Annotated in this window: 29 protein-coding genes; 19 read left to right on the top strand and 10 right to left on the bottom strand. The window is 48.9% G+C overall.

What is annotated here, in order from left to right:
* Positions 1-76: 76 nt before the first annotated feature.
* Together ACZ5PW_RS01300 and ACZ5PW_RS01295 are read right to left on the bottom strand one after the other, a co-directional pair.
* Positions 77-1,156 (bottom strand): (Fe-S)-binding protein, encoded by a 1,080-nt coding sequence (locus ACZ5PW_RS01300; protein ID WP_464557334.1) that lies wholly within the window; start codon positions 1,154-1,156, stop codon positions 77-79.
* Between the two features lie 139 nt (positions 1,157-1,295).
* A complete protein-coding gene (locus ACZ5PW_RS01295; protein ID WP_464557333.1) occupies positions 1,296-1,862 on the bottom strand; it encodes an OB-fold protein in 567 nt (188 codons plus the stop codon).
* A gap of 280 nt (positions 1,863-2,142) precedes the next feature.
* On the opposite strand from ACZ5PW_RS01295, the gene ffh reads away from it, so the two are divergent.
* The 13 genes from ffh (at position 2,143) to smpB (ending at position 11,985) form a co-directional block, all read left to right on the top strand.
* A complete protein-coding gene (gene ffh, locus ACZ5PW_RS01290) occupies positions 2,143-3,651 on the top strand; it encodes a signal recognition particle protein (protein WP_464557332.1) in 1,509 nt (502 codons plus the stop codon).
* Positions 3,652-3,720: 69 nt separating this feature from the next.
* Positions 3,721-3,957, top strand: a complete 237-nt coding sequence (gene rpsP / locus ACZ5PW_RS01285; protein ID WP_464557331.1) for a 30S ribosomal protein S16 — start codon at positions 3,721-3,723, stop codon at positions 3,955-3,957.
* 78 nt (positions 3,958-4,035) lie between these two features.
* Entirely contained in the window at positions 4,036-4,269 is a 234-nt protein-coding gene (locus ACZ5PW_RS01280; protein WP_012765792.1) for a KH domain-containing protein, read from the top strand.
* 29 nt (positions 4,270-4,298) lie between these two features.
* Positions 4,299-4,832, top strand: coding sequence for a ribosome maturation factor RimM (gene rimM / locus ACZ5PW_RS01275; protein WP_464557330.1), 534 nt, complete (start codon positions 4,299-4,301; stop codon positions 4,830-4,832).
* Between the two features lie 36 nt (positions 4,833-4,868).
* Positions 4,869-6,179 (top strand): tRNA (guanosine(37)-N1)-methyltransferase TrmD, encoded by a 1,311-nt coding sequence (gene trmD, locus ACZ5PW_RS01270; protein WP_464557329.1) that lies wholly within the window; start codon positions 4,869-4,871, stop codon positions 6,177-6,179.
* Between the two features lie 47 nt (positions 6,180-6,226).
* Positions 6,227-6,577, top strand: coding sequence for a 50S ribosomal protein L19 (rplS, locus tag ACZ5PW_RS01265; RefSeq protein WP_464557328.1), 351 nt, complete (start codon positions 6,227-6,229; stop codon positions 6,575-6,577).
* Positions 6,578-6,725: 148 nt separating this feature from the next.
* On the top strand, positions 6,726-7,379 hold the full coding sequence (locus ACZ5PW_RS01260) for a ribonuclease HII (protein WP_464557327.1): 654 nt from the start codon (positions 6,726-6,728) through the stop codon (positions 7,377-7,379).
* Positions 7,361-7,765 (top strand): YraN family protein, encoded by a 405-nt coding sequence (locus ACZ5PW_RS01255; RefSeq protein WP_464557326.1) that lies wholly within the window; start codon positions 7,361-7,363, stop codon positions 7,763-7,765. The genes ACZ5PW_RS01260 and ACZ5PW_RS01255 overlap by 19 nt, the downstream gene beginning before the upstream one ends.
* Positions 7,707-8,552, top strand: a complete 846-nt coding sequence (gene rsmI, locus ACZ5PW_RS01250) for a 16S rRNA (cytidine(1402)-2'-O)-methyltransferase (protein WP_464557324.1) — start codon at positions 7,707-7,709, stop codon at positions 8,550-8,552. Before ACZ5PW_RS01255 ends, rsmI begins: the two co-directional genes overlap by 59 nt.
* Before the next feature lie 52 nt (positions 8,553-8,604).
* Positions 8,605-9,360 carry a PTS system mannose/fructose/sorbose family transporter subunit IID gene (locus tag ACZ5PW_RS01245; protein WP_464557323.1) on the top strand — a complete coding sequence of 252 codons (756 nt, stop codon included), beginning with the start codon at positions 8,605-8,607 and terminating at the stop codon, positions 9,358-9,360.
* Between the two features lie 42 nt (positions 9,361-9,402).
* Positions 9,403-9,720: an HPr family phosphocarrier protein gene (locus tag ACZ5PW_RS01240; protein ID WP_464557321.1), complete on the top strand. Its 318-nt coding sequence runs from the start codon at positions 9,403-9,405 to the stop codon at positions 9,718-9,720.
* The gene (gene ptsP / locus ACZ5PW_RS01235) at positions 9,721-11,505 is read left to right on the top strand and encodes a phosphoenolpyruvate--protein phosphotransferase (protein WP_464557320.1); all 1,785 of its coding nucleotides are present in this window, start codon (positions 9,721-9,723) and stop codon (positions 11,503-11,505) included.
* A 9-nt stretch (positions 11,506-11,514) separates the two neighbouring features.
* The gene (gene smpB / locus ACZ5PW_RS01230; protein ID WP_464557318.1) at positions 11,515-11,985 is read left to right on the top strand and encodes an SsrA-binding protein SmpB; all 471 of its coding nucleotides are present in this window, start codon (positions 11,515-11,517) and stop codon (positions 11,983-11,985) included.
* A 235-nt stretch (positions 11,986-12,220) separates the two neighbouring features.
* Here the strand turns inward: smpB and ACZ5PW_RS01225 are convergent, their stop codons facing one another.
* Positions 12,221-12,379 (bottom strand): hypothetical protein, encoded by a 159-nt coding sequence (locus tag ACZ5PW_RS01225; RefSeq protein WP_464557317.1) that lies wholly within the window; start codon positions 12,377-12,379, stop codon positions 12,221-12,223.
* A 217-nt stretch (positions 12,380-12,596) separates the two neighbouring features.
* Here ACZ5PW_RS01225 and ACZ5PW_RS01220 point away from each other — a divergent pair, with 217 nt between their 5' ends.
* The 6 genes from ACZ5PW_RS01220 (at position 12,597) to ACZ5PW_RS01195 (ending at position 19,927) form a co-directional block, all read left to right on the top strand.
* The gene (locus ACZ5PW_RS01220; RefSeq protein WP_464557316.1) at positions 12,597-13,427 is read left to right on the top strand and encodes a LysR family transcriptional regulator; all 831 of its coding nucleotides are present in this window, start codon (positions 12,597-12,599) and stop codon (positions 13,425-13,427) included.
* Positions 13,428-13,530: 103 nt separating this feature from the next.
* Positions 13,531-14,919, top strand: coding sequence for an FAD-binding oxidoreductase (locus ACZ5PW_RS01215; RefSeq protein ID WP_464557314.1), 1,389 nt, complete (start codon positions 13,531-13,533; stop codon positions 14,917-14,919).
* The gene (locus ACZ5PW_RS01210) at positions 14,919-16,055 is read left to right on the top strand and encodes a (Fe-S)-binding protein (protein WP_464557312.1); all 1,137 of its coding nucleotides are present in this window, start codon (positions 14,919-14,921) and stop codon (positions 16,053-16,055) included. The genes ACZ5PW_RS01215 and ACZ5PW_RS01210 overlap by 1 nt, the downstream gene beginning before the upstream one ends.
* A 242-nt stretch (positions 16,056-16,297) precedes the next feature.
* On the top strand, positions 16,298-18,814 hold the full coding sequence (gene secA, locus ACZ5PW_RS01205; protein ID WP_464557310.1) for a preprotein translocase subunit SecA: 2,517 nt from the start codon (positions 16,298-16,300) through the stop codon (positions 18,812-18,814).
* 266 nt (positions 18,815-19,080) lie between these two features.
* Positions 19,081-19,680, top strand: coding sequence for a MarC family protein (locus ACZ5PW_RS01200; protein WP_464557308.1), 600 nt, complete (start codon positions 19,081-19,083; stop codon positions 19,678-19,680).
* A gap of 25 nt (positions 19,681-19,705) precedes the next feature.
* The gene (locus ACZ5PW_RS01195; RefSeq protein ID WP_464557306.1) at positions 19,706-19,927 is read left to right on the top strand and encodes a hypothetical protein; all 222 of its coding nucleotides are present in this window, start codon (positions 19,706-19,708) and stop codon (positions 19,925-19,927) included.
* A 108-nt stretch (positions 19,928-20,035) separates the two neighbouring features.
* Here ACZ5PW_RS01195 and ACZ5PW_RS01190 read toward each other — a convergent pair whose 3' ends face one another.
* From ACZ5PW_RS01190 to ACZ5PW_RS01160, 7 genes are all read right to left on the bottom strand, one after another.
* Positions 20,036-20,527 (bottom strand): metallophosphoesterase family protein, encoded by a 492-nt coding sequence (locus ACZ5PW_RS01190; RefSeq protein WP_464557304.1) that lies wholly within the window; start codon positions 20,525-20,527, stop codon positions 20,036-20,038.
* A 1-nt stretch (position 20,528) separates the two neighbouring features.
* On the bottom strand, positions 20,529-21,428 hold the full coding sequence (locus ACZ5PW_RS01185; RefSeq protein WP_464557302.1) for an MlaA family lipoprotein: 900 nt from the start codon (positions 21,426-21,428) through the stop codon (positions 20,529-20,531).
* Positions 21,429-21,440: 12 nt separating this feature from the next.
* Complete coding sequence (locus ACZ5PW_RS01180) at positions 21,441-22,106, bottom strand: MlaC/ttg2D family ABC transporter substrate-binding protein (protein WP_464557301.1); 666 nt, start codon at positions 22,104-22,106, stop codon at positions 21,441-21,443.
* A 35-nt stretch (positions 22,107-22,141) separates the two neighbouring features.
* Positions 22,142-22,588: an outer membrane lipid asymmetry maintenance protein MlaD gene (mlaD, locus tag ACZ5PW_RS01175; protein WP_464557300.1), complete on the bottom strand. Its 447-nt coding sequence runs from the start codon at positions 22,586-22,588 to the stop codon at positions 22,142-22,144.
* Positions 22,589-22,606: 18 nt separating this feature from the next.
* Entirely contained in the window at positions 22,607-23,446 is an 840-nt protein-coding gene (locus ACZ5PW_RS01170; RefSeq protein WP_464557299.1) for an ABC transporter ATP-binding protein, read from the bottom strand.
* A gap of 9 nt (positions 23,447-23,455) precedes the next feature.
* Entirely contained in the window at positions 23,456-24,268 is an 813-nt protein-coding gene (locus tag ACZ5PW_RS01165) for an MlaE family ABC transporter permease (protein WP_464557298.1), read from the bottom strand.
* Between the two features lie 166 nt (positions 24,269-24,434).
* On the bottom strand, positions 24,435-25,052 hold the full coding sequence (locus tag ACZ5PW_RS01160; protein ID WP_464557297.1) for an HD domain-containing protein: 618 nt from the start codon (positions 25,050-25,052) through the stop codon (positions 24,435-24,437).
* Between the last annotated feature and the right edge of the window lie 26 nt (positions 25,053-25,078).

The following is a 25,078-nucleotide window of genomic DNA, read 5'->3' as shown; positions in this document are numbered from 1 at the left end:
AACAAGTCTGAAAAAAGTGCATGCCGTGTATATGGGGTCCGGTTTGTGGAAGCATCAATTTTGCTCCATCGCACGGTTATCCGGGACGCAGTCTCAATTTAAGCCTATTCAAATAATTATGTGGAAATCCCGGCAGTCTGGGGAGGCTGTCTCTTTCCACCGTCAGCAGGTCCAGAACATGGACGGTGAGGTGTTCGGGTTTGAGATAGTTGACACATCCCGCACAGTAAGTCGCCATAGGCAGGTTGACTTTCCGTGCTTCGTCAATTCTTTTGTCCGACCATGTCCGCGCAAGGTCAAGACGGTGGAAACCTACAGCTCCGCCTTCTCCACAGCAAAGGGTCTTCTTCCCGTGATGGTCCATTTCAACAATTTGGACTCCCGCCCGAGCAAGAAGACTTCGGATTGAGTCATGGATGGATTCCTCAAAACGGGTAACGCAGGGGTCGTGGATAGTCACTTCCGGCAGATAAGGGGAGCAGGGTTGAATTCGCTGGCGATCAAGTTCTTCATAAATGGAGACAACTTCAAATGAAGGGTTATACTCTTTGAATGTCACATGGCAGTTCGGGCAGCAGGTAAGCAGCTTTTTAATCCCTTTTGACTCGATTTCGCGGACTGTTTGTGAAATTAAGTCATTGTGTTTCGCCTTTAGCCCGAGCATTTTTGAAGGTTTTGAACAACAGTTCAGTACTAGTCCGATGTCAGGAATGTTTTTTTTGAGGGTAGAGTATGTATTCTTAAGGGCTTCCGGGAAAAGTGCGGGAAAAGTACACCCTGGAAAAAAGGCTGTTGTGCATCCTTGGGGTATGTGATTGCCCTTGAAAGGGAATTTTCGGCCCAGTTTTTCGTAGTTTGTCAGGGGACTGTATTTCTTCAGGTCAACAAGTCCCTTGTCCTGAGCGTGGAAGCGCAGTCCGGGAAAGATGTCAGCAGGTCTTGCAGCCACAGGACAGACAGCCGAGCACAATCCGCACATTGAGCAGTCGTAGGCTTTGATGGCGGACCTGTCTATTTCTTCGGGGGTAGTGGCTGCCCTCAGCGCAATGCTGGCGGGGGAGCCGTTTTCCGCGAGAAAAGAGCATTCGGACATGCATTTCCCACAGTCAATGCACTCTTCTGCTGTTAATCCCAAGGAGTCGAGAAGGTTTGTCATAAATCGGATTTACCCTGAAAATGGACTGTATTTACCCGGTTATCCTGCAGGAAGCCGGTTCTGTTTGCGGTTGTTTCCACCTGATGAGCTTTTGGGAAATCCGGATATGCATCTGATACGGAAGACTCTGAGGTGCTGCCTAAATTATCTGGCAGCCCCATATCTTGACCCTTTTGTTAACCAGTTCAGTGCACTTTCCCTTTACCCGGACTTTCTGTCCCGGTTTAAGGTTGCTCACCAGTGAAGTCTGTTCATCAGTGAAATGACAGATCACCTCGGCAGTAAAATTCGACATACCTTTAAGGCCAATGCGCAGGTTGCCGAAATCTCTTGAGTTAACATCAACGATTTCACCGGAAATTTCAATGACCTCATTAAGATATTTACTGCTGGCCCGAGTGTTGTTTTCTATGAAGTCGATATAAAGCTTGTATGATCCCACATGCAGCTTGGGCTGTGCGGCCTGCACTTCGTTGGCGATTCTTGTGTGCCAGTCAGAGAGGTTTTCCTTTTCTCCCGGGGTGGACGATTGTTGCGCGGTTGATGCACTGATTGCTTTTTGCAGGTCGATAGTATTGCAGGACTTGCCTGAAGAATCATAGACTTCAGCAATTATTTTGTCCTCATCAGATATGTATATTCTAGCACGCACTTTTCCTGTGGAATCTGTCAATTGAAAATCTTCTGCTTTGACGATATCTTTCACGGCTTCTCTCCTTCTTCGGCAGCCCGGAAAAAAAATTATATAATGAATCTTATGGGTGAGACACAGAAAAAAGCAAGCAATATAGCTATAAAATAGCTGAGTCGTATGATATTGCTTTGTGATTTTCAAAAAAGTTGCTATGAGTCTTCACTTGACTTGACCTGGGAAAAGCTTTAACAGACAACCCCTTTCTTTACGCAACCAGAATTGATTTTTAAAAAGGTAGAGCCTTTAAGAAATTAGATTGCGTTGAAATGAATAATCCGGCGGAGTAAGACAATTGTTCGACAGCCTATCAGATAGACTTTCCGAAGCCTTTAAAAATTTTAAGGGGCAGGGACGGTTGGATGAGAAAAACATCCAGACCGGCTTGCGTGAAGTTCGTCTTGCCCTTCTCGAAGCAGATGTAAACTACAAAGTAGTCAAAGACTTTGTTGAAAAGGTCAAGGAGCGTGCTCTCGGGCAGGAGGTACAGAAGTCTCTATCTCCGGGCCAGCAGGTTATCAAGGTCGTCAATGACGAGCTTACGGAACTGCTGGGCGGTGAACAGGAAGGCCTGAACCTGACCAAGGGCAAGTTGTCCAAGATTATGATGGTGGGCCTTCAGGGCTCCGGTAAGACTACTTCTTCGGCCAAGATTGCCTTGTATCTGCGCCGCAAGAAGTTCAAGCCTTATCTGGTTCCTGCTGACGTCTATCGTCCCGCGGCTATTGACCAGCTCAATGTGCTGGCCAAGCAGCTGGATATGCCTGTATATCCGTCCACCACGGAAATGAACCCGGTGGATATCTGCCGTGACGCAATGGCCAAGGCGGAAGAAGCGGGCTGTGATGTTCTGCTTTTTGATACCGCGGGCCGTCTGCATATTGATGAACCTTTGATGGATGAACTTTCCTCTATCAAGAGTGAATGTTCTCCGGATGAAATACTTTTCGTGGCTGACGCGATGACGGGGCAGGACGCTGTCAACGTGGCAGCCAGCTTCGATGAAAAACTTGATATTACCGGTGTAGTCCTTACCAAAATGGATGGTGATGCCCGAGGCGGTGCGGCGCTCTCCATCAAATCCGTTACCGGTAAATCAGTTAAATTCGTCGGTGTGGGTGAAAAGCTCTCCGAACTGGAACTTTTTTATCCTGACCGGGCCGCATCAAGAATTCTCGGCATGGGGGACGTGCTGTCCCTGATCGAGAAGGCCCAGTCTGTGATGGGAGAGGGAGAAGCTGAAGAGCTTACCGAAAAATTCCGCAAGGCTCAGTTCGACCTTGAGGATTTTCGCACCCAGATGCGCAGAATGAAGAAGATCGGCTCCATGAGTTCCATCATGAAGATGATTCCCGGACTCGGCGGGCTGAACAAACAGCTCGGTGATCTGGAAATACCGGACAAGGAGCTGAAGCGGATAGAAGCCATCATCTCGTCCATGACAATGGAGGAACGCAGGAATCCCAAAGTTATCAACCCAAGCCGCAGGGCGAGGGTTGCCAAGGGGGCCGGCGTTGAACTCCAGGAAGTCAATCAGATGCTCAAAAATTTTGATCAGATGAGCAAGATGATGAAGAAAATGATGGGTGGAAAAGGCGGAAAGGGCAAAATGCCCAAGATGCCCAACCTGCCCGGACTCGGCGGCGGCGCTGGAATGCCGGGAATGCCCGGTATGGAAGGTATGGAAGGCTTGGAAGGTATGGAGGGCATGCCGGCTCCTTCACGCGAGAAAAGCAAGAAGACCCTTCTGGCCCGCAAAAAGAAAAAGCTCAAAAAGCAGGCCCGCAAAAAGAAGAAAAAATAATTTTTCGGGCATTGCTTGCAATTTATTAACGAACCACTTAATTTAAGATTATATGGGGGAAAGTAGACAATGGCTATTAAACTCAGACTGACCCGTATGGGCTCCAAAAAACGCCCTTTTTACCGTATTGTAGCAATTAACAGCGAAACCAGACGTGATGGTCGTCCGCTGGAGTACGTAGGTTTTTACAACCCCATGGTTGAACCTGCAGAAGTTAAAATTGACAAGGAAAAAGTGGAGAAGTGGCTTGAGAGAGGCGCAGAAGCTTCCAACACTGTAAAATCTCTCCTCAAAGCTGATTCCTAAGGTTCGTACTTGCCACGGTTCGAATTCTTCTTCACTACTCACGGTACAGACTCGAAATCAGAAGCGGAGGTTGTTGGCATGTTGAAGGATTTAGTTGAATACATCGCGAAATCGCTTGTTGACAATCCGGATGAAGTTGTTGTCACCGAGATCGAGGGAGAGCAGACCTCTGTAATCGAACTCAAGGTTGCCAAAGAGGACCTTGGTAAGGTTATAGGGAAGCAGGGGCGCACCGCGCGTGCCATGAGAACTCTGCTGGGTGCTGCATCGACCAAGGTAAGAAAACGTTCTGTTCTTGAAATTCTTGAATAGAACCAGAACCTGACCAGCGTAAGGCCGCTATGGAATTACTCGTAGTCGCCGAAGTGGTCAAACCACATGGACTCAGGGGGGAGGTTTGCATCGAATCTCATGCGGACTCCCCTTTTCTCTTCGACGAGGTTCCCTGTCTTTATCTGGCCAGAAAAGGACAGAAGCCCCGTCGTTTTGTTGTGCGTTCTTCCCGGACGCATAAGGGACGGGTTCTCCTTACTTTCAAGGGGATAGACGGACGTGACCAGGCAGAGAATCTGCGTGGCATGGAAGTTCTGGTGCGTGAGACTGATCTTCCCGAAACCGGTGAAGATGAAGTCTACATGTACGAACTTGAAGGTATGGAAGTAGAACTTGAAGACGGGACTGTGGTCGGGACCATTTCGGACTTTATCCTTGCCCCGGGTCAGGAGACCTGGGTGATCTCCACCTCAGATGGAAGAGAAATTCTTTTTCCCGCTGTTGAGGAGTTTGTATTGTCTGTTGATCTGGATGCGGAAAAGATAGTTGTTAATCCGCCCGAAGGGCTGTTTGATCTCTATCTCAAGGAAAAAAAGAAATAGGTCAGAGTGCCGTTTTTAAAATTCTAGGCTTAACAAGTGAAATTTAATCTGGTCTCGCTCTTTCCGGAATTCTTTGATTCCCCGCTTTCTAACGGACTCATGGGCAAAGCTGTGGAGAAGGGAATTGTTTCCTTCGACAAGGTTGATCCCCGCGAGTTCGCCACTGATCGACACAAAAGCGTTGATGACCGTCCTTACGGCGGCGGCCCCGGCATGGTCATGTTTATTGAACCTATTGCCAAAGCTCTTGATTCTGTAGGTATCAAGCCTGCCAGAGAGGGTGGGTGTCCCAAGGGAAAGCGTCTGGTTATGCTTTCTCCCAAAGGGCGTCCTCTTACTCAGGAAATGGCTGCTGAATTTTCCAGGGAAGATGAGGTGACTCTCGTCTGCGGAAGGTATGAGGGCATTGACGCACGTTTTGAAGATATTTTCCCCGTTGAGCTTGTTTCTGTCGGTGATTTTGTGCTCAACGGCGGCGAAGCCGGGGCTGTGTGCCTAATAGAAGCTGTAGCCCGTCTCCTGCCTGACTTTATGGGGCATTCCGAATCAGGAACCGAGGAAAGCTTTTCTTCCGGTTTGCTTGAGTATCCGCACTTCACAAGACCGCCTGAATATGACGGTCTGAAGGTTCCGGAAGTGCTCTCTTCGGGTAACCATGCTCTGATTGAAGAATGGAGGCGGAAAGAGGCATTGGATGTGACCTTGAAATCACGTCCCGAGCTTTTAGCTGAAGCGGAAGGGTTAAAAAAAGATGATGTGCGCTATTTACGCACAATCCCTCGGAAACGTTTGGGAAAAAATCTTTATATGGCTCTAGTTCACTATCCGGTGCTAAATAAATTTGGCGAAAAGGCCGCTGTTTCTTTGACAAACCTCGATATTCACGATATGTCCCGCGTTTCCCGCTCCTACTCACTTGGAGGATTTTACGCGGTGACTCCCATCGAGGATCAGAAGAAACTGGCTGACAGAATTATTTCTCACTGGACCTCGGGACCGGGCAGCAGATTCAATCCTGACCGGGCTGCCGCATTTTCCAAGGTGAGTGTGAAAGATTCCCTGCTCGATGCGGTGGAGCATATTGAGTCGGGAACGGGTAAGAAGCCGATACTGGTGACCACAAGCGCACGGGGCGCTGGCAGCATGACCATGAACCATGTTCGTGAGAAGCTCGAAGACAACCCGGTTCTACTGGTTTTCGGTACCGGACACGGGTTGGCTCCCGAAATTCTTGAAATGGCAGCGGGCAGCATAAGGCCTATCCGCTTCATGGACGGATACAACCATCTATCAGTAAGAAGTGCGGTGGCGATCACGGTCGACAGGCTGCTTAATGACGCCTGGTAGATCCGCCTTCGGGTGCCGCAAAGAATATTTATATAAGGAGTAGCGAAATGAGCAATGTAATTTCAAAGATCGAACGCGAACAGATGCGTATTGATATGCCTGAGTTTAAGGCAGGCGACACCGTTAAGGTTCACCTGCGTATTATTGAAGGTGAAAAAGAGCGTATCCAGGTTTTCCAGGGTGCTGTTCTCCGTTACCGTAAAGGTACCACCAACTCCACCTTCACCGTCCGTAAAATCTCTGACGGAATCGGCGTTGAGCGTGTCTTCCCCGTTCACTCCCCCTACATCGAGCGTGTAGAGGTGATTGCTGAAGGTAAAGTACGCCGCAGCCGCATCTACTACCTGCGTGGCCTTAAAGGTAAGGCAGCCCGCATCAAGTCCAAACAGGCTTGGTAGGCCGCGAAGCTGTTATGCTTCGCGGATCATCCCGCCGGGTCTCAAGTCCGGCATGGGAGCGCAAAATTGTGTTGAAAACCGTCATTCCCGGACTAAATCGGTTCGGGTATGGCGGTTTTTTACTTTTTATGCTGTCGGAGGCTGTAAGTTGTCTGAAAATATGTTGCCCGGTCTTGAAGTCGAAAACCTTGTCACTGCCGGAATTGATGAAGCCGGACGTGGATGCCTCGCCGGACCTGTAGTTGCCGGAGCGGTTATACTGCCTGAAAAGTACGATCTTCCAGGGCTTACCGATTCCAAAAAGCTTGATGAGGGAGCCCGGGACCGACTGGCTGCCGAGATCAAAAAACAGGCATTGTGCTGGGCACTGGGAGTCAGCCGTGCACAGGTCGTTGATAAGATCAACATACTGCAGGCTACTTTCAGGGCCATGGGGCGTTCTGTGTCACACCTTAGGATAAAACCGCAGCTGCTGCTTGTTGACGGCAATAAAACCATCCCGTCTGAGTATCTGAACGGGGCGGGCTTTAAGCAGGAGTGGGTGGTCAAGGGAGATCTCAAAATTCCGGCGATCTCCGCTGCGTCCATACTGGCAAAAACATTTCGAGACTTGCTTATGGTGCGTCTTGAAAAAAGATATCCCGGTTACGGATTCGCTATTCATAAAGGTTACGGAACTAAAGTGCATCTGGAGGCTTTGAAAGAGCATGGGCCGTGTGCTGTGCACCGTATGACTTTCAAAGGCGTGCTGCCGGAAAAGATAAAACCGAAACAGGAAAGCATGTGTCTGCCCGGCATTTAGATTTTGGCAATGCCGGCGAGGATTACGCAGCCCGTTATTTAGAGAACCGTGGTTACGAAATCCGTCAGCGTAACTGGCGCTATAAGCAGTGGGAATTGGATCTGATCTGCGAAAAGGACGATGAACTGATCTTCGTGGAAGTTAAAACCCGCACCGGGCGCAATGTGCAGGACGGGATTCAGGCAGTCACTCCGGCCAAGCAGAAAAAATTGTACAAAGCGGCCACACGATACCTGACAGCATTTGAACTCTGGGAATGGCCCTGCAGATTTGATATTGTGGTTGTTAACAACGATGGAAACGGCTTTATTGCGGAACATATAGAAAATGCATTCGACCTCACCGACTTTATGGGTAGTGGCAACACCTCTTGGCAACCTTGGTGATATCACCGAGCGTGCGCGTGATGTGCTCTCCTCAGCTGATCTGATATTTGCGGAGGATACCCGCCGCACCGGTAAGCTGCTTCAATCGCTTGGGATCAGGGGTAAAAATTTTGTAAGCCTGCACGAACATAATGAAGAAAAGCGTGTAAAGCGGGTGCTCGAACATTTCGAGCAGGGTGGAAATGCCGCTCTGGTTTCAGATGCCGGAACACCACTTATGAGTGATCCCGGGTACCGTGTCGTGCGGGCCTGCCGTGAAAACGGTGTCTCTGTTGTTCCTGTTCCGGGGCCCAGTGCTCCTGTAACAGCGCTTTCCGGGTGCGGCCTGCCTCCATACCCGTTTTCTTTTCTGGGCTTTCTACCGCGAAAGGAAGGTCAGATTCGTAAACTGCTCGAACTTCATGGGCAGACCGGGGCTACTATAGTGTTTTTTGAACGGAAATCCCGATTGCGCGACACCATGCATCTGGCCTATGAATCCTTCGGTAACCGTGAATATTCCATCTGCAGGGAGTTGACCAAGGATTTCGAAGAGTTCATAAATGGAAGCCTTTCAGATTGGGAGGATGTTTCCGAGGAACTCCGGGGGGAAATTACGGTTGTCATCGGTCCGCCGGTGAATGAAGGCCCTGTTTCAGAGGAAGATATCATCAGAATGATCGATGCGGAAATAGCGTCAGGTGATAAACCGAAGATTATTGCCCGGCGAATTGCCGAGAAGGTCGAGGGCTGGACAGCAAAAGCGGTCTATGAAAAGGTAACTGAAAGAAAAAAAGGATCTTTTTAAGTTCCCTTCCCCTTAAAAATTCGCAAGGGCTGCTGGCGACATAGAGAAAATAATGGAAGACGGAAAAGCTGATAAACGCATGATCGGCCTGGCTTTTGTCAGGAGTTTTCTGCGCTGTTACTTTGTAAGCGCGGGATTCAACACGCGTGGGCTGCAGAATATCGGTTTTTCTTACGCAATGCAGCCGGGGCTGGAAGCAATTTATGATGACCCGGCCATGCTCGCCAAAGCGCGGAAGCGTTATGTGAAACATTATAATTCACATCCGTTCTGGGCTCCGCTTCTGGTGGCTATTTTTCTTTCGGTCGAGATGCAGATCAGGGATGGACGTTTTCCGGTGCTGCTGTTGGATAAATTGAAAAATACCACCAGCTACACTCTTTCCGCCATCGGAGATTCTGTTTTTTCCGGCAGCGGCCTGATATTCTGGGCCCTGTCCACCGTGAATCTGCTTCTTGCTGGTCTTCATGTTCAGGCTATGCTACTCGGGGTGTTGTTGTTTGTGGGCCTTCAGGCCTTCAAGGGATTCACTTTCTGGTCTGGCATCAACAAGGGCCTTGGATTTCTGGATGAGCTCAAAAGGTGGGATCTGATCAACTGGGGTGAGCGACTGAAATTTGCAAACGCTTTTCTGGTTATGCTGATCTGGTTCCAGCTGTGGCCGAGGCCTCTTGATACATATGAATGGTACGGAGGGGCGGCCACTCTCGGGGCACTTGGCTGGCTCATAACAACCGGAAAGGTTGCCCGTGAAATAGTGGCGGTTGCAGTGGTGGTGCTGGGGTTGCTGCTGGTTAAATTTGTTTAAGTTTTTTCTTCGGAAGAAATAAGATATAAGGAATTAGGACTAATGACTGAGAACAGTGAGCTGCCGGAAGTTGCCCCTTCAGGGGGTGCTATGGCCGTCCGGACTGTAGTTGTTGCCAACCAGTTAGGGTTGCACGCGCGTCCGGCCGCCAAGCTTGCACAGGAAGCCCAGAATTTTGAGGCCGAGATTACTGTTATCTGCGAAGAGCAGGAAATAGATGCTAAAAGTATTCTCGATATCCTGACTCTGGCCGCGGCTCAGGGCAGCGCTCTTGAACTTCGCGCCATAGGTGATGACGCCGAAGCGGCTCTCGATTGTCTGGAAAAACTTTTCAAAACCAGATTCGGCGAGGAAAAATAAGTGGCCAGAACGGTCGTCAACGGTATTTCCGTATCAACTGGTATAGCTATAGGCAAAGCCTATTTCCTGAACCGCAGCATGGCTTCACGTCTGCCAAGGCAGACTGTGGCCGAGTATATGCTTGAAGATGAAAAACAGCGGATCAGGAAGGGGTTTGTCGATGCTGTGGAGGAGCTTGAGGGGGTAAGGGTCAAAGTCCCGGAAGAACTCAAGGAACACCAGCTCATCATTGATTCTCATCTGATGATGCTCAAAGATCCCAAGCTGCAGAAATCCGCCATTAAATATATAGACGACCACTGCATCAATGCGGAATGGGCACTAGAAAAGGCTGTTAACGATCTTGAAAAGGCTTTTGGCGCTCTGGAAGATGTATATATCAGAGAGCGCATGCAGGACGTGCGTCAGGTTGCTTTGCGCGTACAGAGTAAACTCATTGGCGGGGAGGCCAGCCTGAGGCCGGTTCAGGGAAGGGTTATATTAATGGCCCATGACCTCACTCCTGCTGACACCATTGAGCTTGAAGTCAACAAGTTAATGGCTTTTGTCACCACTCTGGGTGGTAAGACATCACATACCGGAATTCTGGCCCGTACACTCAATATTCCCGCTCTTGTAGGGGCGGAAGAACTTGAGAATTCGGTTGTAGACGGTGATCTGGTAATTATTGACGGTCTGGCCGGCAAGATTATTGTAGATCCTACCGATGCCGAACTGGAGCATTATTACACTCTCCAGAACCAGTTTGAAGAATATCAGCGTACAACAATAAGAAGCTGCCATCTCCCCGCGGAAACCGAGGACGGTTACCGTGTTCAGGTTTACGCCAACATTGAACTTTTCGAGGAAGTAGCGGCGGTTATTGATAACGGCGGTGAAGGGATAGGGTTGTTCAGGACTGAATATGCCTACCTGAACCGGACGGACCTGCCAACGGAAGAAGAGCTTGCCGAAAAATATTCGGAGCTGGCAGCCATAATGGCTCCCCGGAAAGTTACTCTGCGCACGCTTGACCTTGGTTCTGATAAGTTCATGTCCCATTTCGGTTCGCTCGATGAAGCAAACCCGGCAATGGGGCTCCGGGCCATGCGGTTCTGTCTCAAACACCAGGATCTGTTCAGGAATCAGCTCCGCGCAATTTTAAGGGCAAGTGTTCACGGGAATGTTTCCATAATGTTTCCGATGATCTGCGGGTTAAAAGAAGTTCTGCAGGCAAAGTCTGCCCTCGCAAGAGCACAGCAGGAATTGCGCGATGAAGGTATCCCATTTGATGAAAATATGCCGGTCGGAGTAATGATAGAACTCCCGGCTGCGGTAATGATTGCCGAGATTCTTGCTCAGGAAGTGGATTTCTTCAGCATCGGGACCAATGATCTGATCCAGTACAGCCTCGGCATTGACCGGACTAACCCTCATGTTTCTTATCTTTACCAGCCACTGCACCCCGCTGTGGTCCGGTCCATTAAATATGTGGTGGATGCCGGACACAGGGCCGGTATCGGCGTAAGTCTTTGCGGTGAGGTTGCTTCAGATCCTTATTGTCTACCAATTCTGATGGGAATGCAGATAGACAGCCTTAGTCTTACCCCGCAGGCTATTCCGGGGATCAAAAGGCTTTTGCGTCAGCTCAAAATGCCGGAATGCAAACAGTTGCTGAAGGAAGTTCTGGGTTGCCGGACTGTTACCAGAATCAACCGTCTTGTTACTGAAAATATTTATAAAAAGTATCCTGAAGAGCTGACATTTTTCGCCTCGCTCTTGGATAATGAAGATATAGCAGGTTAGTTTAATATCATGGCTAAGAAGAAAAAAAAGAAAAGTCCTTCCTCTATTGCGCTCAACAAGCAGGCCCGCCGGAATTATGAATTCATGGAAACTCTTGAAGCCGGGCTTGTGCTTCAGGGAACGGAAGTTAAATCACTGCGACAGGGGCTGGTCAGCTTCAATGATGGTTATATAAATTTCAAAGAGGGTGAAGCATGGCTGGTTGGTATTCATATCGCGCCTTATGACCATGCCGGATACACCCAGCATGACCCTGACCGTCCCCGTAAACTGCTTCTCCACGTTCGGGAGATTGAGAAACTGCAGGGAAGGGTAGAGCAGAAAGGTCTTACGGTTATCCCGGTACGGCTCTATTTTTCAAGAGGAAAAATAAAACTGGAGATAGCTCTGGCCAAAGGTCGCAATGTGCACAACCGCAAGGATGAACTCAAGCGACGGGATATAGAAAGAGATACAGCCCGCCAGATGGTTAATTATTAACCGCTCTGGCGAGCTGTAAAAATCCTCATCCACCCCTTGCCGGTGGGTGGAGAAAGCATGATAAGGGTATAGTAACCTTTATGTCCGTCAAGGAGCGGACTCATACGAGTTAAAAGCAGTGGATGCTGCGTGCTCAATGAAAATCAGAAGCTGGCGTATTAAGATACGTTTAATTTCTGGTTTTCTTATGCGCTTGTCGCTACTGCATTTTATTTCGAATGCTGTAAGGCTGTTTTTACTGGAGACCGGAAACGAGAATGGTGAAAACCATTGCTGCGCCGACCCAGAAAATTGTTTTAACCATTCCGGTTACGGGGTCGATTTTCTTTTCACGGCCCATAACGCTGTCTTCCGGGGTGAAGATTTCAGTGATGAAAGCGTTGATGCTGCTCATGGCGGTTCTCCTGTTTGCGTGATTCAAGGTTTAAAAACCACGTAGCCAACAGCTACTTAGTGCATGGTTTTCCGTTCGTAATCCAATGGGAATAATCGAAGCCCCCCTTTAAAAAAACTGATAGCGCCCGCACAGGCCTGTTTCATCTTCTCAAGGGTTTGTAATAATGGAATTATATCAGTTGAAAACGTTTGTGGTTGTGGCGGAGGAGGGCAATATGACCCGGGCTGCCGGGCGGCTTCACGCGAGTCAGTCAACCATAAGCCTCCATATAAAATCCCTGGAAGAAGAGTTCGATGTGCGTCTTTTTCAAAGGACCCCCAAGGGAATGCACCTTACTCGTGAAGGAACCGTGCTGCTTGAAAAGGCGAGGACTGTACTTGAAAGTGCAGAAGCGTTTGCGGCTGAAGCAAATTTATTCAAGGGTGAACTTTCAGGGGTGGTCAGTGTCGGTTTGCAAACCTCGCCTGTCTATCTCAGGACCCCTCAGCTCATATCATGTATCAAGGAAAGCTACCCCGGCTTGAGTCTCAGGCTGGTACAGATGCCCACCTGGACAATCCGGTCAGACATTGCTTCACGCAAGCTAGACGGAGGTTTTTTTTACTCAAACTGTCCTCCTGAAGACGTGGATGGAATCCTTCTCGAAAACACCAGAATATATATAGTTGGGCCTGTATCATGGCGGGATCGCATGGAGAACGCCAGTTGGGAAGATCTATCACGGCTGGACTGGATCTGGACCCCTGAAGAATGTTCATTCAACGTCAAGCTTGAGGAAACCTTCTCCTCGCGTGGGCTGGAAGTTTCAAAGGCCATGATCGCTGACAGTGAAGACACCCACAATGCGCTGGTAAAGGCCGGGAACGGTGTCACTGTAATGCGTGGCGATGAAGCTGCAGAGGGCGTTGAAAAGGGACACTTCTACATCTGGCCGGGGGGCCACATCGAGATAGGAACATACTTCGGCTATCCTCGAAAAAAAGGGAATGACCCCGTTGTAAGGGCTCTTCTTGAGTGTGTTGAAAAAGTCTGGAACAAGGAGTAGCCTGTTTATATGGCGGGTTAGTCTAATAAATAAATCCCTTTGTAAGTTTCAATACAATCTATCTGAGTGCTCTGGAGCCTCACAGCCCCGCTGAAGGCCGTAAATGCAAAACTATCCGGAAAAATTATCCCGTACCCACCGTAAATTTCTAAAGAATCTTTTTCCCGGCACTGAATCCAGTTTCGAGGAGGGAGTACTGCTGGCCTGCGGCGTGGACGCAAGCCGCAGAAATGCCCGTCCTCTTGCTTTAGTGCGCCCAAAGGATTCCGGGCAGATTGCGGAACTGCTCAAGTGGGCCCAGCGGGAACGGATTCCCATATATCCACGTGCCCGGGCTACCAATAAAGTGGGCGGATGTGTTCCGGTCCGGCATGGCGTTGTTGTATCCACCCTCGATATGAATCAGGTGTTGGACATTGACAGGCGTGATTTTGTGGCTGTGGTCGAACCGGGAGTTATCACCGCAGATTTACAGAAGGAAGTTGAAAAGCAGGGCCTTTTTTATCCGCCGGATCCCGCAAGTCTAAAAATATCAACCATAGGTGGCAACATATCCACCTGTGCGGGGGGGATGCGTGCAGTCAAATATGGAGTCACCCGTGATTATGTTCTTGGTTTGGAAGCAGTCATCCCCGGCGGCGAGATAATCCGCACCGGAGGCCGCACGCATAAAAATGTTGTGGGGCTGGACCTGACACGGCTTCTGGTCGGCTCCGCGGGAACACTCGGTCTGGTAACAAAGGCGACACTCAAGCTTCTTCCATTGCCCGAAAGTTCGGCTTCGGTCCTTGTGGGGTTTCGCGACCTGCCCTCCTGTCTTATTGGCGCAGAAGCTGTTTTCGGTTGCGGAATTCTGCCCACAGCCATGGAGCTGATGGACGGTAACACGATCAAAGCTCTGGAGATGCATACGCAGGTCCCCTGGCCCGGTGGGACAGAGGCCCTCCTGCTGCTGAAGGTTGATGGGTCTCAGGATTCTGTTGCAGCCGATCTGGAAAGGATTGGCTCGGCTTTATCCGGTGTTGATACAACTTTTATTGAAAAAGGGACTGGTGAGGCACAGGAGAGACTCTGGGAGTTGCGCAGAGTGATCAGCCCAGCGGCTTTCAATCTTGCTCCCGACAAGCAGGGCGAGGATGTCGCCGTGCCTCGCGGTATGATCTCCCGTGCCATTGAAGCATATCGTCTTATAGGCTCTGAACTGGGGATGACAGTGCTTTGTTTCGGGCATCTTGGAGATGGAAATATTCACGTAAGCGTCATGCATGACAGGTCTGTCCCCGGTATGGCAGAGAACGCTCTCAAGGCTAAGAAAAGGATTTTTCAGAAAACTATTGAGCTGGGTGGAACTCTCTCCGGCGAACATGGAATCGGACTGACTAAAGCCCGGTATCTGCACATGCAGATCGGTAAAACCGAACTCAAACTGATGGAAGGCATAAAGCGCACTTTCGATCCTTTGAACATAATGAATCCGGGAAAGGTGGTGTAATGACGCCTGATAATTCATGTGTCCAATGTGGAAAGTGTCTTGAAGTATGTCCGCTTTTCAAGGCCACCGGGCGTGAAGAGCTTACTCCCCGCGCCAAGTTTTTTCTACAGACCCTTGATCCTTCCAAGGGGCTTAGCATGCGTGATTTCAACTCGCTTGCTTCTCTTTGTCTTTCCTGCGGTCGTTGTGCGGAGAACTGTCCGCAGAATATGTCAGGAAAAGAGCTTGTTTCTGATCTGAGGGCTGATTCAGGGAGCTTCGTGCGTGTGTGCTGGGATCTGTGGTTATCCAGACCCGGGCTGCTCTGGCCCATGGCGGCAGCTCTATCCAGATTTTCTCCGGAAGCTTTGCCGGAACCGTTCGGTTCAGCAAAGAAAAAGATGGAAGTCCTTTTTGCGAAAAGTCCTGAGCCCTGGGCGGAGCTCATCCCCGAGATACGTCCCGGGGAGCGGAAGGCTGTTTTGTTCAAGGGGTGTACAGCCCGTTATGCTCGCAAGGACTGGGGTCTTAAAGCGGAAAAAATTCTCGATGCAATGGGGATTGTCCGGTTACAGGACCCTGACTTTGTATGCTGCGGTTCTCCGTATGGCAGTGCCGGACTTGTCAGTAAGCAGAAGGCTTCCCGAAAGAGAAATATTCAAATCTGGCAGGAAATTGGCGAGCCCTTGCTGGTTACTTTCTGTACAACCTGCCTTAAAGGTCTCAGAGATTATGGCCCGGTTGATTTTAACGGAGACGGCCAATTGCTCCAACGTTGGCAGGAGTCACTTACTCCTTTGTCTTTTCTGTTGCAGGGGGCTGATGTCAGCCTGATGGAAAACAGTCCGGCACAGGTTGTTTACCACAAGCCATGCCATGCTGGCGCGGATGACCCGGATTTGCGGCTGGTGGAGAAGATAGCAGGAGAGAGGCTTGCCCCGGTGCAGGATGATCTCTGCTGCGGATTCGGTGGAGTGATGCAGCTTGGAGCACCGGAACTTTCATGTGAAGTAGGCGGTTATTGTGTGGAAAGGTTGACCATGGAGCTGGAACCCGGTGATCAGATCGTCACGGGATGCTCGGCTTGCGTCATTCAGCTTGCCACTATTGCAAAAGATGCATATTTTGCCTCTCACTGGCTTGATATTTTGAAATAAAGCCTTATTAGATAACAGCAGAATTTTTTGAACGCCTCTCGTGTTGTTTTTTGTGGAAAGCAAATGACGCAATTTTTTTAAATCCCTTTGTTTCTAGAGGGATTCCAAAGGACATGGCCCTCTTTGTCCGCCGAAGGCGAATCAAATTATCAATAGCGCAACGCGCATTAAATTAAAGCCCGGCAGGGCCCTCGGAAAGTTTTCTGCGGCTTTCCGACTTAAGGAAAAAGGATAATCGTTACATGTTTAATTTTATTGTTTCCAAGATATTCGGCTCCAGAAACGAAAGATTCATTAAAAAACTCAAGCCCCAGATTGACCAGATAAATGCTCTGGAACCTGAGATGGAAAAGCTCACGGATGAGCAGTTCCCTGAGAAAATAGCCCAGTTTAAGGAAGAGGCAGCAGGAGGCAGATCTCTTGATGACATGCTACCTGAAGTTTTTGCTCTTGTCCGTGAGGCAGGTAAGCGTTCTCTCGGAATGCGTCATTATGATGTTCAGATGGTGGGTGGTATGGTCCTGCATGGCGGGCGTATCGCCGAGATGAAGACAGGTGAAGGTAAAACCCTCGTGGCGACTCTGCCCGCTGTCCTCAATGCCTTATCCGGTAAAGGTGTCCACCTGATCACTGTTAACGATTATCTTGCCAGCCGAGATGCCGAATGGATGGGTAAGCTTTATAATTTTCTCGGTCTCACCGTCGGTGTTGTTGTTCACGGATTGAGTGATCAGGAGCGTCAGGAAGCTTACGGTTGCGATATTACTTACGGAACCAACAATGAGTTCGGTTTTGATTATCTCCGTGACAATATGAAGTTCTACAAGGAGCAGTTGGTCCAGCGGGAACTCAACTACGCCATTGTCGACGAAGTTGACTCCATTCTGATTGATGAAGCGAGAACTCCGCTGATTATTTCCGGTGCTTCCGATGATGCCACATCAATGTACGGGCGGGTCAATTCCATGATTCCCCTGCTCAAGCGCGATGAAGATTTCGAGGTCGATGAAAAGGGCCGCTCCATCACCATGACTGATGAAGGTGTCATCAAATGTGAGCAGATTCTCGGCATCGACAACCTGTACGATTCCCAGCACATCTCCTTCCAGCATCATATAATGCAGGGCATCAAGGCCCATCACCTTTTTTCCCGTGATGTCGATTACATTGTTAAAGACGGGCAGGTGGTTATTGTTGATGAATTTACCGGGCGTCTCATGCCCGGAAGGCGTTTTTCAGACGGTCTGCATCAGGCTCTGGAAGCCAAGGAAGGCGTTAAAGTCGAATCTGAAAACCAGACTCTGGCTTCCATTACCTTCCAGAACTATTTCCGCATGTACAACAAGCTCTCCGGTATGACCGGTACTGCTGATACTGAATCTGTCGAATTCGCTCAGATTTATGAACTGGAAGTAATTGTAATTCCCACCAATACCCAGATGGTTCGAAAGGATCATCCGGACGCCATCTACAAGAGCCAGAAAGAAAAGTACAACGCGATTGCCGATGATATAGCTGAAAAGTACAAAAAAGGTCAGCCTGTGCTTGTAGGTACAGTCTCCATTGAGAAGTCCGAACTTGTTTCCAGTCTGCTTAAAAAACGCAAGATTCCCCATAATGTCCTCAACGCCAAACACCATGAAAAGGAAGCGGAGATTGTCGCAGAGGCTGGACAGCAGCGTCACGTTACCATCGCTACCAACATGGCCGGACGTGGTACTGATATCGTGCTTGGTGAAGGTGTGAAGGAGCTTGGCGGTCTGCACATCATAGGTACTGAGCGGCATGAATCCCGCCGTATCGACAACCAACTGCGAGGCCGTTCAGGTCGTCAGGGCGACCCCGGTTCCACCCGTTTTTATCTTGCTCTTGACGATGACCTGATGCGTCTGTTCGGTTCCGAGCGTATCGCCGGGATCATGGACAAGCTCGGGATGGAAGAAGGGGAGCCTATTGAAAATAATATGGTCACCAAGGCAATTGAGAATTCCCAGAAAAAGGTTGAAGGCCACAACTTCGAGATACGTAAGCAGCTTCTTGATTACGACAACGTCATGAACCAGCAGCGTGAGGTAATTTACACCCTGCGCCGTGACGTAATGTACTCTGAAGATATGAGCGACATGACTTCAGAGTTCATTGAAGAACTTTTTGACGATTGTTTCTTTCCAGTTGAAGAGGCCAAAGGCAAGCCGCTGGACGAGGAGACTGAAGAAATGGTCAGGGTCCGCCTTGATGAGCTTTTCGGTTTCAGCCGCAACGAGGAGTTCAAGGAGAAACTTCCCACCCGTGAACAGGCTGAGGAATGGGTTAACGAAATCCTCGGTGTACTTAAGGAAAGTGCGGGCGAACATTATCATGAGATTCAGCGTTACTTTGTGCTGGAGGCTCTTGACCGTAACTGGAAAGAGCATCTGCTGAACATGGATCACCTGCGCGAGGGTATCGGTCTGCGTGGATATGGACAGAAAGATCCCAAGCACGAATATAAACGTGAAGGTTTTGAACTTTTCCGGGATATGCTTGACCGTATCAAGGAAAACACTATCCGTGCTCTCTGCCATCTGCGTATTGAAACTGAAGTGCGTGAGGACGAATTTCAGCACAAGGACAAACAGCAGGAAGAGCTTGAATATTCAGATGCTGAAGGTGCCGAGTCCAAGAAGAAGCCCAAGCGCCGTTCCGCCCCCAAGGTCGGCCGTAATGACCCCTGTCCCTGCGGTAGCGGTAAGAAGTACAAAAAGTGCTGCGGTAAATAGGCAGCGCATATTTACTCAGATTCGCAGTGGTGAAGCCCGAATGCAGGCTTTGCTGTGAGTATTATAATTAATCCCAAAAAAGCGTTGTAGCGGTAATTTATGCCGTTGCAACGCTTTTCATTTTTTTTATTTGTACGAAAAAATGATCGTGGATATAAATATACGTTGATTGTGCCGGGCAAGATGTGTAGAGAGCTGTTTTCCATTTACGCCGGAAGAAGTTTTTCGGTGTTCCACACAAAATTTAAAATTCATGTGAGGGGATTATGTTTGCTGTATTCTTTCAGACATATCTCAAGCTTTTCTTTATTCTGACCCCGTTTTTCGCTATCTCCGCGTTTATTTCACTTACGCAGGAGATGAGCCCGGCTGAGCGTCGAAAAACAGCTCTGAAGGTCACTGTGGCGGTTATAATCACATCTGTGATTCTCTACCTCTACGGCAGATATATTTTTGAGTTGTTCGGCATAACTCTGGATGCCTTCCGAATTGGTGCTGGTGCTGTCCTTTTCCTTTCCGCTCTGAATATGGTCAATGGTTCTGGCAAGAAGTTCGATGCCGGAAACGAGGATGATGATATCTCGGTAGTTCCGCTGGCTATACCTGTTATTGTCGGTCCGGGAACCATCGGCGCGCTGCTCGTCATGGGCTCCACTGTCTCCGGTTACAAGGATATGCTTCTTGCTGTTATCGCTCTTGTTTGCGCTGTATTAACGGTTGGATTTCTGCTATTTATCTCTTCGGGTCTAAAGCGACTGCTCGGAAGGAGAGGGCTGAATATAATGAGTCGGCTGACCGGTCTCATCGTAGCTTCCATTGCAGCCCAGATTTTTTTTACCGGACTGCGCAATTTCATGCTCAACTAGCTGACCACTCAAGGAGGATCATCTAATGGCAGGTTCCAAAGCACTTACCGACAGGTTTCTGGTCGCACTTTTTAAAAGGGGAAAGGCAGAGTATCTGCCAGTCTCTTACCTGAAAGTTGAAGGAGATAAAGTCCTGGCTCCGGGAGAGAGTGACAAGCTTCCCGAGATACTTTCCACTTTGGTGGATCAGGGGATTTGTGAAGAGAAATCAGGTGAGTTTAAACTGCTTAAAGATCCTTTTGTGTGAAGTCAGTTGTAAGTTTATCAATGTTAAAGGCCGTGAGGGGAAACTCTCACGGCCTTTTCTTTTCAGCTAATAGTCCCTTCAAAGAGGGAAAGGGATAAGTTTATCCGGCTAGTCGACAGGGACGAAGGAACATTCCAGATTCTGTTCCTCATCGACCTCGACCAAAGCGACACAGGCAGGGCGTTCATCGCGGGGGGAGGTGAGGCTCCCGGGGTTAAGCATCTGTACCCCGTCAACAATGGACCAGTCCTGTATATGAGTGTGTCCATAGCAGACAAGGTCAAAGTCCGGCCCGAAGGACTGAGCTACATTACGTGAAACCTGTGATCTGGAACCCCAGCCATGTGCGATCCCGATACGTATACCGTGGAATTGCAGCGACTCCAGCGGTTGAACATAATCAGTTAGCTTCCATTCGTCACAGTTGCCGAGAGCAGCATGAAAGTTGGGGTGCTGACAGAAAAACTGCCAGACAGAAAAGGTGACCATGTCGCCGCAGTGGAGCAGCAGGTCCGCGTCTGCGAGATGATTATTAAAAACCTCCGTGAGCCGTTTGTCCGGCTCACGGAGGTGTGTATCTGAGATTACTGCTATTTTCACTTTACTGTTGCGGTTGTCCATCTGGATTGGTGGTCATTTTAGGCTTGGGGCGGTCGGGATTCAATTTTGAATCCTGAACCTGCTTGGCGCGGTAGCTCAGGTAAGCATCGCGAAGTCCAAGATAAGGATCAATGGATGCGTCCTTGAGGGACTCGTACTCGCCGATATGAAATGACAGCTTGTTGATCTGGTTGTATGCACCTGCGGAAAGGGAATAGTACCAGGGTATTCCGAACCACCAGAAGGGGTTGAGCACGAAAGTATCGATTCCAACACCAACAGCGTCACGCACTGTGGAGGGCCCCAGAAAGGGAATAACGAAATAAGGTCCGTTGGGGATGCCCCAGACTCCGAATGTCTGCCCCATGTCTTCATTACCCATGTAGAGAGGCATTGTGGATTGTGCGTCACCTGCCACATTACCGAGTCCACCAAGCCCTACGATCGAGTTGGCGATAAATTTGGAAGTCTCAGCCCCGGCCGTATAAAACTTGGCCTGAAGCAGACAGCTTGCAAGGCGGACCGGGTAGAGAAGGTTCTGAAAGAAGTTGTTCGCCCAGGTTCTGGGGCGCAGGGGAACGGCCCACATGTAACCCTGAGTAACAGGTTTCATGACATTGAAATACAGGGCATCGTTGAATTCGAACATGGCCCGGTTGTAATCCTGCCATGGATCGTCAGCATAGGCTGCTTCAGTATGTTCTGAGTCGCCCCACATGTCTTCACTGAACTCATCGAATTCTTCCGGGTTGTTTTTTACAGCCCCGACTACGCCCGAACCAACCTGAGCGATGACAACATTCTCTCCACCTTCTTCGGAGCGAACCTGGGAAGGGAAGGTAAGTAGAATAAAAGTCAGCACAATGAAGGCCAGAAGTGCGGTTGAATAGTTTCTGGTCATAAGATGGATCCGTTACTGCTGCCCGGAAGCATCAGTGTTAATTTGTTTGTTTTTGAGTTCGGCACTCTTCTTTTCAAGCCTGGAGAAGAGCTCCTTTTTGCTCGCTTCAAAGCGTTCGGCCGTGCTTGTGTCGATGATGCCCTTGAACTGCGTTCTGTAGTTCTTCACGAGACTGACACCTTCGATCTTAACATCATAAACATTCCACTCGCCGTCCTGAAGTTTCATCCTGTAAAAAACGGGAATGTCGTTCTGATTTGTAAGCAGTCTGGTATCAACCTGAGCATATTTACCTTTAATGATGGTTTCTCTGTCAAAGGCTACCTTCTCCCCCGAATATTCTTCTACCCTGCCTAGATAAGTCTGTTCAAGCAGGTCTGTGAAGAGGGATATGAATTTTTCACGTTCCTGAGGAGTGAACTCCAGCCAGGGGCGTCCGATAGAACGCTTGGAAAGCTCTTCGAAATTAAAGAAATCCTTTATGGTTTCCCTTACTTTGGCTGTCATCTCGTCTTTTTTTTCAGGATGGCCTTTGTATTCAGGATCGTTAAGAACATCAATAACTCCTTGAATACCGGCCCTCAGACGGACCATGGGAGAGTTCTCAGCCGCAGCAAAACCTGCCCCTGCACTTAAGCACAGAAGCAGGATCAGGAATATGGATACAAGTCGTTTCATAATGAAAACCGATTATCTGTTAGTGTTATAACTTATTAGACTTTGCCAAAAACATAGTTACTGATCAAGTCTTCAATATCGATGGCCGATTCTGTTTCAATGATGATTCCGCCTGGCTCAATGGGGTCGCCCACTCCGCCAGGAGTTATCTTAACATATTTATCGCCGATGAGTCCGCTGGTTTTTACTGATGCAATGGCATCGTCAAGCAGTTGTATTTTATTCTCAATACTAAGAGTCAGGACTGCCTTCTGGTTCTGGAGATCAAGCTCGATACTGTCCACAAAGCCTATGGGTACTCCCATCATCTCAACAGGTGCTTTTACCCGCAGGCCTGTAATATCGTTGAAGCTGGCTTTGACATGGTAATGATCATCTGAAAACAAATGTACGTCACCAAGCTTAACGCTCATGTACACTATAGCTATCAGTCCTAAGAATACAAATATTCCTACTGCCGTTTCCTTGGGATACTTTTTCATGCCTCAGTCCGTCTTCAATTAATTGCTATTCAAATCGCCAAAATATTTAGCGCAGTCCATTTTCATTACCGAAGGGTCGAGCGGTGCCATGGTCAGGCGTGAAGCAACCCTGTCTTTTCCCTGACGGTCCAGAAACTGCCTTAGGAATGGATCAGTGGTGTTCATGAGGTCGTTCTTATCGCCTTTAAAAAGGGTTTTACCTTCGCCAAGCACCACAACATAGTCCGCAATGGTTTTCATACTTGCAAGGTCATGACTCACTACAACAACGGTCATGTCAAACCGTTCCTTGAGTTCAAGCAGGAGACCATCCAGCTCGGCCGAGTTGATCGGGTCAAGTCCGGAAGTGGGTTCATCACAGAACAGAATATCCGGGTCCATGACCATGGCCCGGGCAAGACCGGCTCTTTTACGCATTCCCCCCGAAAGTTCATTCGGGTAGTAGGACATGAATTTTTCAAGTCCCACAAGGCTGAGTTTGGACTTAACCACTTCGAAAATCTCGGGCTGTTTCAGACGGGTGTGCTCGCGAAGGGGCAAAGCGACATTGTCGAAAAGTGTCAGGGCCCCGAGAAGAGCTCCATCTTGAAAAAGGACACCGATACGCTGCTTCAGACAGCGGAATGCCTTTCGCTTGAGTTTGTAAATATTGTGATTACCGAGATATACAGCTCCACCCATCGGGGTGTGCAGCTTCAGGATGTTTTTCAACAGCGTAGATTTACCACACCCGGAGCGCCCCAGTATCACTGAAATTCCTCCACCGGGCAGAGTGGCATTTATATTCTCGACCACGACTGTTTTATCGTAGCCGATGGTGAGATTCTCGATTCGTATATCAGGTGCTGATGAATTCATTGCAGTTCCTTAAAAGAGCAGAGAGGTCATCAGGTAGTCGGCTACAAGGACCATTACACAGGACATGACAACAGCAGTTGTTGTAGCCTGGCTTACACCTTCAGGGCCTTTGCCGTCCTTGCGATAGTGGGTAAAGTATCCCTGAAAGCAGCATACGGTACAAACAATAACGGAAAAAACTAGGGATTTTTCAAAGCCTACGGAAATATCACTCCAACTTAGGGAAGACTGCACTCTATGGAAGTAGACTCCTGAATTGCCGCCAAGGAGAGATACGCCGGTCAGATATCCGCCGAATATGCCGATCAGATCAAAGAGAGCGGTGAGTATCGGAAAGGATATCAGGGAAGCTACCAGCTTGGGACTGACCAGATAGTTCATGGGGTTGATGTCCATGAGTTCGAGCGCATCGATCTGCTCGGATATTCTCATGACCCCTATTTCCGCGGTCATGGATGATCCCGCACGGCCGGTAAGCATTATTGCGGTCAGAACCGGACCGAGTTCACGAACCAGTGAAAGAGCCACAGCGGCTCCCAGAAAACCTTCAGACCCGAATTTGGCTAGCGCGTAATATGTCTGAAGACCTATTACCATGCCTGTAAATATTCCGATCAGGGTAATAACAGTGATCGATTTAACCCCGATGAAGTATAGTTCTTTGACTGTTTTGGAAAAAATCCCCAGAGAGCTGAAAACGTGAAGTAATCCCTGGCAAAGGAAAATGCACATAGCACCGGCCTCGCCAAGAATTGTAAGTCCCAGTCTGCCCATCAGGACAAAGGGGTGCATCAGTTTGTTTTCAGTCGCAGTCTGTGTCATTGCTTCAGTGTTTTTTGTTCAATATTTTAGCAGGAAATTGCGATAAATTTCACTTGCCTGCTGATTCAAGCAGAACATTTAACATAATGAGCTTTAAAATAAAAGCATAAGCCGCCGGGATGCTGTATTTAAAACAGTTTCACGGCAGGCCTTTTGTTTAATGTTTCTATTCGTCATCATCCAGCCCGTTCTTGTTCTCCCACCAGCTTGGTGGTGGGCCCAGATACCACCAGTCCTTATGGTCTGTCTCTGATATCTTATCGGCAAGCTGCTGACCAACTTCAGTGCGGAGTCGTTTCAAGGCAGATTCCAACCATTGTCCTGCGTATTTATTGCCCATATCAAGTTCTTCTTTCAGATTCAGGATAAAGTCGATCTGGTCAGCATCCTGCGCAAGTTGGGCTTCAAGGGTCTCGGCCTGCTCAAGTTCTTCCCAGTGCGGAAATATTTTGTCCTCAAGCCCGGTCCCTTGCAGAGTATGGCGCAGTGCTCTGTCTCGGTAACTGCGGTTGTAAATTCGGTTTACATAGTTGAAGTCTCCGGTTCTTGCTTCGTGCAGGTCATGGAAAAGGCACATGAAAACAGTACGAGCCATATCGGCCCCGGCCATTTCAGCAAGAACATAGCCTAGAACAGCCACCCTGTAGGAATGGTCCGCAACAGACTCGGAGCCTGATCCCAGAAACTGATATCCGGTTCGGGGCGTTTTACGCAGCATGCCCACTTCAAAAAGGAAGTCGGCAAGTCTGGTCATCCTGTCCCGGTTTTTAAGATTTTTCATCATAGTAAAAGCTGATTCCGGTAATTTAC

The sequence above is a fragment of the Maridesulfovibrio salinus genome (assembly GCF_055394525.1).
Note: the sequence above shows the minus strand (reverse complement) of the source record. Positions and strands in the feature narration are given on the sequence as shown.